The 8,091-nt window shown below is 72.7% G+C and carries 6 protein-coding genes; 5 read left to right on the top strand and 1 reads right to left on the bottom strand.

Translation table 11 applies throughout. The features are described from left to right. Nucleotides 1-67 precede the first annotated feature (67 nt). Nucleotides 68-1,000: an SGNH/GDSL hydrolase family protein gene (locus AC2TEW_RS09645; RefSeq protein ID WP_484622934.1), complete on the bottom strand. Its 933-nt coding sequence runs from the start codon at nucleotides 998-1,000 to the stop codon at nucleotides 68-70. Between the two features lie 390 nt (nucleotides 1,001-1,390). Between AC2TEW_RS09645 and AC2TEW_RS09640 the strand changes: the two genes are divergently transcribed. From AC2TEW_RS09640 to AC2TEW_RS09620, 5 genes are all read left to right on the top strand, one after another. Next, on the top strand, nucleotides 1,391-3,442 hold the full coding sequence (locus tag AC2TEW_RS09640) for an RICIN domain-containing protein (protein WP_484622933.1): 2,052 nt from the start codon (nucleotides 1,391-1,393) through the stop codon (nucleotides 3,440-3,442). 207 nt (nucleotides 3,443-3,649) lie between these two features. After that, the gene (locus AC2TEW_RS09635; protein WP_484622932.1) at nucleotides 3,650-4,231 is read left to right on the top strand and encodes a hypothetical protein; all 582 of its coding nucleotides are present in this window, start codon (nucleotides 3,650-3,652) and stop codon (nucleotides 4,229-4,231) included. A gap of 447 nt (nucleotides 4,232-4,678) precedes the next feature. Further along, a complete protein-coding gene (locus tag AC2TEW_RS09630; protein ID WP_484622931.1) occupies nucleotides 4,679-6,334 on the top strand; it encodes an FAD-binding dehydrogenase in 1,656 nt (551 codons plus the stop codon). 329 nt (nucleotides 6,335-6,663) lie between these two features. Further along, nucleotides 6,664-7,077, top strand: coding sequence for a (2Fe-2S) ferredoxin domain-containing protein (locus tag AC2TEW_RS09625; protein WP_359889285.1), 414 nt, complete (start codon nucleotides 6,664-6,666; stop codon nucleotides 7,075-7,077). A gap of 89 nt (nucleotides 7,078-7,166) precedes the next feature. Then, on the top strand, nucleotides 7,167-8,084 hold the full coding sequence (locus tag AC2TEW_RS09620) for a prohibitin family protein (RefSeq protein ID WP_484622930.1): 918 nt from the start codon (nucleotides 7,167-7,169) through the stop codon (nucleotides 8,082-8,084). The last annotated feature ends 7 nt before the right edge of the window (nucleotides 8,085-8,091 follow it).

Raw genomic sequence — 8,091 nt, 5'->3', positions numbered from 1 at the left:
CACTCTCCTATCACCCCCCCCCTCCTCCCCCCTCCCCCCCCCACCGCCCCGTAGGAACGGCGGCCCGTCAGCGGCCGAGCGTCTTCAGCACGGCCCGGGACATCACCGCCTCGCCGGTCGCGTTCGGGTGGAACGGGACGGCGAGCGAGTGCGGGATGGTGCCCTCGATCCAGCGGTCGTCCGAGCAGATGTCGTGCCCCTTGGTCGGGGTCGCGGTGTCCACGTAGGTGGCGCCGTTCGCGGCCGCGGTGGCGGACAGCATCGAGTTGAGGTCGCCGAGCACACCGCGCAGGTAGGCCACGTCGCCGACGGTGACGGGCTGGCGGCCGACGCAGTTCCACTCGTCGTCGGGCAGCACGGACGGGTAGCCGACCAGCAGCACCTTGGCCTTCGGCGCCTTGGCGTGGATCCGCTGCAGGGCGTCGGCGAGCTGCGGGCGGGCCGCGGCGATCCGCTGCCGCAGGGTGTCGGTGCCCCACTGCCAGCTCCAGCTGCTCCAGTCCCAGTGGCCGTCGGCGTAGTGGTCCTTGCAGGGGGTGCCGAGCGGGTTGACCACCGCGCCGCCGATGCAGGTGGCGATCACGTCGGCGATGCCGAGGTCGGAGGTGCCCAGGTCGTTGCCGCCGATGCCGACGGTGATCAGTTCGGTGTCGGCGGTGACCGAGTCGATCTGAGGGTCGTTCACCCGGATGAAGGCGTCGTACTGGGCCGAGGTGATGGCCTTGATCTTGGCGGCCGAGCAGGTGGTGTCGGTGTACGCGCTGCTCTTGAGGGCGGCGGCGACCAGGTGGCCGTAGTTGTGGTCGGAGCGCAGGCACAGGCCGGCCGACTGGCCGGGCACGCCCGCGCCGGCGGCGTAGGAGTCGCCGAGCGCCACGTACTTGCCGGTGCCGCCGGCGGCCTGGGCGGGGGCACCGAGCGCGGTGAGCGCGGTGAGTGCGGCGGAGAGCAGCACGCCGCCGGCCAGGACGGACTTTCGCTTCAGGGCAGGGCCGAGCACGGTTCCTCCTGGGGGAGAGAAACGAGGGTGGGTGGTGGGGTACGTGAGCTGGGCCACAGCGTCTTACTGATTGGTAAGTTACTGGCACGTTAACGGGGTGTCCAGGTATCCGCCCCAGCGAATTGCTGCTGAATCCTGGTCAACTTCCTTGGGAATTACGCTCCATGGTGGAGCGATGGCATGGCTTCCACGGGTGGCCCGAGCGCCTCGCCAACCTGTCCGAAAAAAATCTGTGCGATTTTCCGTTATCCCCTCCCGTCCCACCCGTCTCCTAGGTGTCGGCACCCACGCCCGACACCTGCCGATGAGGGAGAGACACGCATGGGACGCAGGGGAGCGGTCACGCACCGCCGCCGAAACCGACGTGGCCGGCTGCTGGTGGCAGCCACCGTGACAGCAGGCCTCATCGCGGGAGCCGTCACGATCGGCACCGCGCTGGAGGGCGACCGGCCGGTCGTCGTCTCCGCCGACGCCGCCGTCACCCAGGAGATAGGCCCGGCGGCCGGACCGCTGCACAACGAGGCCCCCGCCCCGGTCACCGCGGTGCCGGCCAGCGACACCGGGAAGGGCATGGTGTACACCGGCCTGGTTCCCGCCGCAGGTGGCGACAAGTGCGCCGGTGTGTACAAGGTGTCCGACGCGGGCCTGTGCACCCACGGCCCCGACGAGGCGCCCAAGGGCGTCGACATCCACCAGGACACCAAGCCCGTTGCGGCCGCCGCCGCCGAGCCGGCCGCGCTCACCGTCGCCTCCGACGCCGCGCCGTCCGCCGCCGACCTGCTCGGCGGACAGACCGTCTTCGACGTCCAGTCCGGCAGCGCGCTGGCCTCCGAGGCCCCGGCGGCCGGCGGTACCCCCGCCTCCGCCGCCGCGGCCGCCGCCGGCACCGCCGTGGTCTGCGACGGCGACGGCAGCACCGGCAACCGGGTCCAGGTGCTGTACGTGCACGCTCCCGGCAAGGACCGTTTCGGCCAGTACCTGCCCTCCTTCAAGAAGTGGGCGGCCGACGCCGACGTCATCTACAACGCCAGCGCCGAGGAGACCGGCGGCACCCGGCACATCCGCTTCGTCACCGAGTCCGACTGCTCGGCCGCGGTGCTGAACGTCGAGCTCTCGGCCTCCGCGCTGCAGGAGTTCGGTGCCACCAACAACGCGCTGGCCCAGCAGGGGTTCAACCGCAAGGACCGCAAGTACATGATCTTCGCGGATGCCCAGGTCTACTGCGGCATCGGCACCTTCGCCGGTGACGAGCGCCCCGGCAAGGACAACCTGAGCAACTTCGGCCCGTCCTACGGCCGTACCGACGGCGGCTGCTGGGGCGGCTCCACCGCCGCCCACGAGCTCGGCCACAACCTCGGCGCGGTCAACAACAGCGCGCCGAACAGCAGCAAGGCCGGCCACTGTGTCGACGAGTGGGACATCATGTGCTACTCCGACGCGCCGTACTACCCGCAGATGGTCACCAAGTGCCCCAACCGCGCCAATGACGACCGGCTGGACTGCAACCACGACGACTACTACAACACCAACCCGGCCGCGGGCAGCTACCTCACCACCCACTGGAACGTGGCCAACAACCAGTTCCTGATCTCCGGCGGCGGCACCGGCCCCAACCCGACGCCCACCCCGACCGCCACGGCGACCAAGACCGGCAGCCCGTCACCCAACCCGAGCCCGAGCCCGAGCCCGACCAAGTCGCCGACCGGTACCCCGAGCCCGACCGCCAGCCCCTCCCCGACCGGTGGTCCGGTCGCGCCCGACGTGGCGATCGGTCAGCTCACCCAGAACTCCGTGGTGCTGAGCTGGTCCCAGGTGACCGGCGCCGGCGGCTACGACATCGTGCTGGACGGCCGCACCCTCGGCACCGTCCGCTCCACCGCGGTCCGCCTGGTCAACCTGCGCCCCGACACCGCGTACAAGATCGCGGTCGCGGTGCGCGACCAGTCCGGCAAGGTCGGCAAGGCCGGTCGTGAGGCCTCCTTCCGCACCCCCAAGGCCGCGGGCCCCGGCCCGACCAAGCCCGGCACCAAGTACACGATGACCAACAGCCTGACCGGCCAGGCCGCCGACATGTGGGGCGGCTCGACCAACGACGGCGCCGTGCTGATCGGCTACCAGCGCACCGGTTACGCCAACCAGCAGTGGACGTTCGAGGACCAGGGCGGCGGCAACCTGCGGATCCGCTCGGTGCGTTCCGACAAGTGCCTGCAGATCGGCGGCAACGCCGTGGCCGGCCAGTACGTCATGCAGCAGCCGTGCAGCAGCGCCGACACCCAGCAGTGGACCGTCAACGCCAGCGGCAGCGGCTACACGCTGACCGCCAAGGGCTCCTCGCTGGTGCTCGGCGCCAGCAAGCGCTGGTACTACGGCGGCTGGCTGCTGGAACTGCAGAAGCCGAACGAGCAGTCCTACCAGAACTGGACCATCCAGCCGGTCTCCTAGACCGCCCGCACCGGTGGGGCGGGACCAACCCCTCCCGCCCCACCCCCGGTACGCGAATCCGCCGTGGCGCCCAGGCGCCCGGCGGTGCGGCGTACCACGGCACGTTCCGCCCCGCGGCGCGTGCCGCACCCCCGCTCGACCGCACCACCGCACCACCGCACCACCGAACTCCCGCACCCCGCACGACCGTCCGAGGAGCCACCGCAGATGCGCATCCGCACGTTCGCCGCAGCCGCCGTGATGGCCGGCCTCGCCGTCCTGGGCGCGGCCGGCCAGGCCGGCGCCCACGGCGACACCATCGTCTTCAAGATCTCCGCGCTGGGGGACGGCCACACCCGGGCCGCCGCCACCTGGGCGAACGACAACGACCCGGTCACCGACAAGGTCGCCGCGACCCTCAGTGCGACCGCCGACGACGGCCGGACGGTCGGCCCCTGGAAACTGGAGGCGGTGGCCGACACCCCGGGGACCTTCACCACCGCGCTGGCCCTGCCGCCCGGCCACTGGGCGGTGACCGTCGAGTCCGGGTTCCCGGCGCTCGGCCGCGGCCAGGCCGACCTCACGGTGACCGCGGTGCCGGGCACCACGGCCGGTGAGGGCGGTACGGCCGGCCCGGCCGTGCCCCCGTCGTCCGCGGCGCCGACCGGTACCCCGGCGGCCGTGGCCGACACGGCGGACTCCGCCGACGCGGGCCCCAACTGGGTCATCGCGGTGGCCGCGGTCCTGGCTGCCGTCGCGGCGGTGGTGGTCTCCGCCGCCCTGCTGCGGCGGCGCCGCGCGGCACGCTGACCCTGCCACCCGCGCACCCGCCCGGCCCCGGCCCGGGACACCGGAGGACCCCGGTGTCCCGGGCCGCCCGCGTTGCGGTGCGCCGTCCCCCGCCGCCGGCGTAGGAGCCCGGCGGCGGCGTCCGAGCCCGGCGGCGGTGGACGGGGTCCGGCCGTGGTGCACGGTGTCGGGCTGCGGTGTCCGGCCGTGGCGGACGGTGTCCGGCCACGGTGTCCGGCCGCGGTGCATCGTGGGCGATCCGCCCTTGGCGGGGGCGGGGAGGGACGAGTTTCGGCCGTCCGCCGCGCGCGGCGCCGAAATCCGGCGGCATTTCCACCGGCGGGGGGACGGCAATTCGGCTACGGGGTGGAGCGCAATTCCGCCGGACGGTTTGTTACCCGCCGGTTGACCCCGGCGCCCGCAGGCCGCAGTATCGGGGCACCCACCGAGCCCTGGAGGACCGTTCGCATGGCACTGGACGCCGACGTCATCGTGATCGGAGCCGGCCTCGCGGGCCTGGTCGCCACCGCCGAACTCGCCGACGCGGGACGCAAGGTGATCCTCCTCGACCAGGAACCGGAGGCCAACCTCGGCGGCCAGGCCCACTGGTCCTTCGGCGGACTGTTCCTGGTGGACTCGCCCGAACAGCGCCGGATGCGGATCCGCGACTCGCACGAACTCGCCTGGCAGGACTGGCTCGGCACGGCCGGCTTCGACCGCCCCGAGGACGAGTGGCCCCGCCGGTGGGCCGAGGCCTACGTGGACTTCGCGGCCGGGGAGAAGCGCTCCTGGCTGCACCGCCAGGGCGTCCGGTTCTTCCCCGTGGTCGGCTGGGCCGAACGCGGCGGACTGCTCGCCAGCGGCCCCGGCAACTCGGTCCCGCGCTTCCACATCACCTGGGGCACCGGGCCGGGCCTGGTCGAGCCGTTCGCCCGGCGGGTACGGGCGGCGGTCGCCGCCGGCCGGGTGGAACTGCGGTTCCGGCACCGGGTCACCGGTCTGTCCGCCACGGCGGGCGCCGTCGACACCGTCAGCGGCGAGGTGCTGGTGCCGAGCGACGTCCGACGCGGCGAGGCCAGCTCCCGCGAGGTCGCGGGGGCCTTCGAACTCCGGGCCCAGGCCGTGATCGTCTCCTCCGGCGGCATCGGCGGCAACCACGAACTCGTCCGCAAGGCCTGGCCCGCCCGGCTCGGCACCCCGCCCGAGCGGCTGCTGTCCGGCGTACCCGCGCACGTCGACGGACTGATGCTGGGCATCGCCGGCGCGGCCGGCGGCCACCTGATCAACGGCGACCGGATGTGGCACTACACCGAGGGCATCGAGAACTGGGACCCGATCTGGGCCCGCCACGGCATCCGGATCCTGCCCGGGCCGTCCTCGCTCTGGCTCGACGCCCGCGGCAACCGGCTGCCCGTCCCGCTGTTCCCCGGCTTCGACACCCTCGGCACCCTCGAACACATCATGACCACCGGGCACGACCACACCTGGTTCGTGCTCACCCAGAAGATCATCGAGAAGGAGTTCGCGCTCTCCGGCTCCGAGCAGAACCCCGACCTCACCGGGAAGTCCGTCAAGGGCGTGCTCGGGCGGGCACTGCCGGGCGCCACCGGGCCGGTCGAGGCGTTCAAGAAGCACGGCGCGGACTTCGTGGTCGCCGACACCCTCACCGAGCTGGTCCGGGGCATGAACGCCAGGACCCCCGAGGCGCCGATCGACGAGGCCGCGCTGCGGCGCGAGATCGAGGCCCGCGACCGGGAGATGGCCAACCCCTTCAGCAAGGACCTCCAGGTGACCGCCATCCACGGCGCCCGCCGCTACCTCGGCGACAAGCTCATCCGCACCGCCACCCCGCACCGCCTGCTCGACCCGAAGGCCGGCCCGCTGATCGCCGTCCGGCTCAACATCCTCACCCGCAAGTCGCTCGGCGGACTCCAGACCGACCTGTCCTCGCGGGTGCTGCGGGCGGACGGGTCCGTGCTGGACGGCCTCTACGCGGCCGGCGAGGCGGCCGGGTTCGGGGGCGGCGGCGTCCACGGCTACCGCTCGCTGGAGGGGACCTTCCTCGGCGGGTGCATCTTCTCCGGCCGCGCGGCGGGGCGGGCGGCGGCCGAGGCAACGGCCTGAGGGGTCCCCGGCGTCCCTGAGCGGGTTGCTCGTCAGGGGGCGCTGGGGGTCCCCCCGGCCGAAGGCTGGGGGCGGAACTGCGCGGGGCGGGAGGGTGCAGGGCTGCGGGCGGCGATGGTGGGTGGGGGTGGCCGTGCGTTGCCGGGTTTGAGGTTGGGGCCTTCCGCTGCGCGCAGTTCCTCGCGCCCCTTGGGGGTGCCCCCAGCGCCCCTGGCGGTGCCCCCTGGGGTGCCCCCTCGCGTTCGGGGGTGGGGTGGTGGGGGAGAATCGGCGGAGGATCGAGTGGTCCGCCACCGGTCCGGGTGGTGGGCCCCGGTGGGAGGAGACCGATGGCCCGTATGCCCCGCAAGGAACCCGTCGCCCCGGCCGCGCCGGTGACGGTGACGGTCTGCCGGGGGTGCTGCTGCGGCGTCGCCGCCAAGTACCCGGGGGTCGACCACCCCGGCCAGGTGGCGAAGTTGAAGGCGGACGTGGGCACGGCCGGCAAGGTCCGGGTGGTCGACTGCCTGGACGTCTGCGACCACGCCAACGTGGTGGTGGTCAGCCCCTCGGCGGAGGGCCGGCGGGCCGGTGGGCGGCCGGTGTGGTTGGGCTGGGTGTTCCAGGACGACATGCTGGACGACATCACCGACTGGGTGCGGGCGGGCGGTCCGGGGGTGGCCGATGCCCCGGGGACCTTGGACCTCCAGGCGTTCGCGGTGTCCCGCCGGGTCCGCGAGGGGCTGCCGGAGCAGGCGCGCTGACCGGCTGGATCCATCCTGGCTGATGGTCATCATGTCGGTTCGGCTGATGAGAACGGTCCGGTGTCCCTACGCTGCTGGTGTCCTGATGTGTGACCAGGGGGGATGCGACGATGTTCTACTTCTCGATCCTGCTTCTTGCCGCCGGCGTCGTGCTGGTGGTGCTCAGGCGCCGTTCCGTGGTCGAGTTCCGGTTCGCGACGCTCACCGGGGTGCTGGTGGGCGCGGTCGGGCTGCTGCTGGGGCTGAGCACGTTCGTGTACGTGGTGGAGCCGTACCAGGTCGGGGTGCCGACCTCGCTCGGTTCGGTGGGCTCGACCTGGCAGCCCGGGCTGCACCTGAGGACGCCGCTGACCGAGGTCACCACGTTCTCGACCCGGCCCTCGGACCTCAACCTGACCGGCAACGACACGGTCGAGGTCCGCTCGTCCGAGGGCGGGGTGCTCTACGTCGACCTGACCGTGAAGTGGTCGATCGACCCGCAGCACGCGCTGGCGCTCTACAAGCTGTCCGGCAGTTCGGACGGCGTTCAGCAGCGGCTGGTCTACCCGGACACCCGGGAGATCGTCCGCAACGTCTTCGCCAAGCACACCAGCGTGGAGGGGTACGCCTCGCAGCGGGAGGTCATCAACTCCGAGATGGAGCAGCTCATCACGGGCCGGCTGGCGCCGCGCGGGATCATCGTGAACGGCGTGAACCTGCGCAACGTCAAGCCCAGTGACGTCCTGCAGAAGGCGATCGACCAGAAGATCCAGCAGGACCAGGCGACCGAGCAGGCCGCGGCCGCGGTGCTGACCGCCAAGGCGGAGGCGGAGAAGCGCCGGATCGAGGCGGAGAGCCAGGCCCAGGCCAACACGGTGATCGCCAACTCGCTGACCGACCGGATCCTGATGAGCCAGTGCATCGACGCGTTCAAGGCCGCGGCCGAGAAGAACCCGGTGTACGCCAGCCCGTGCGGTTCGGGGGCGGGCGGCAGCGCGCCGCTGATCGTGGACGGCACCAAGCGGTAGGCGGGTC

The sequence above is a fragment of the Kitasatospora sp. NEAU-CNBT7 genome (assembly GCF_057220535.1).
The sequence above is the reverse complement of the archived record's forward strand: the minus strand, read 5'-3'. Positions and strand labels throughout refer to the sequence as shown.

What these genes read in the sequence shown, in the direction of transcription:
- AC2TEW_RS09635 (WP_484622932.1), top strand. Translation starts at nt 3,650, where the DNA reads ATGCGCATCCGCACGTTCGCCGCAGCCGCCGTGATGGCCGGCCTCGCC.
- AC2TEW_RS09630 (WP_484622931.1), top strand. Translation starts at nt 4,679, where the DNA reads ATGGCACTGGACGCCGACGTCATCGTGATCGGAGCCGGCCTCGCGGGC.
- AC2TEW_RS09625 (WP_359889285.1), top strand. Translation starts at nt 6,664, where the DNA reads ATGGCCCGTATGCCCCGCAAGGAACCCGTCGCCCCGGCCGCGCCGGTG.